The sequence below is a fragment of the Bradyrhizobium sp. NBAIM14 genome, from assembly GCF_020193895.1.
Lineage (GTDB): Bacteria > Pseudomonadota > Alphaproteobacteria > Rhizobiales > Xanthobacteraceae > Bradyrhizobium > Bradyrhizobium yuanmingense.
Window position 1 is genome coordinate 1 of record NZ_JADYVQ010000100.1, and the last position, 423, is coordinate 423.

The window sequence follows — 423 nt, forward strand, 5'->3', positions numbered from 1 at the left end:
GAGCAATTTGAGCGCACTGGCAATCTCGAGCTTGCCTATCAACAAGGTAAAAATGAAGTCACGCTGGTAGGGAACGTAGCCGAAGCCAATGCCGGTTATTCGTTTTCGTTAAATGGTAAATTGGGCACAGCAAAAGGTGGCGATTATACCTGTATTCGCAGTAAACAGATTTATAAGCAAGGCAGTGCCAATGACCCTAAGCAAGTTGCATATCATAGCGAGTCGGTGTGTGTGCCACGGGGGGAGCCAATACGTATCGCGCCCCCAGAGCATAGCCCCAAGCCGATGGTGTTTACTGCCACGGTGCGCTCGCAGTCGGGGTCAAAGGCCAATCCTCATCTAGATACACAAGGGCAATATGCCACGCAAGTACATTTTGATAGTCAGGTGACTGAATCAGTAAAGCGTCTCACACAATATGCC

Annotated in this window: 1 protein-coding gene; it reads left to right on the forward strand. The window is 49.4% G+C overall.

Features of this window, described 5'->3' with window-relative positions; genetic code table 11:
- Positions 1-423, forward strand: a 423-nt coding sequence (locus I6F28_RS37185; RefSeq protein ID WP_225143965.1) for a hypothetical protein, incomplete at both ends; no start/stop codon positions are given.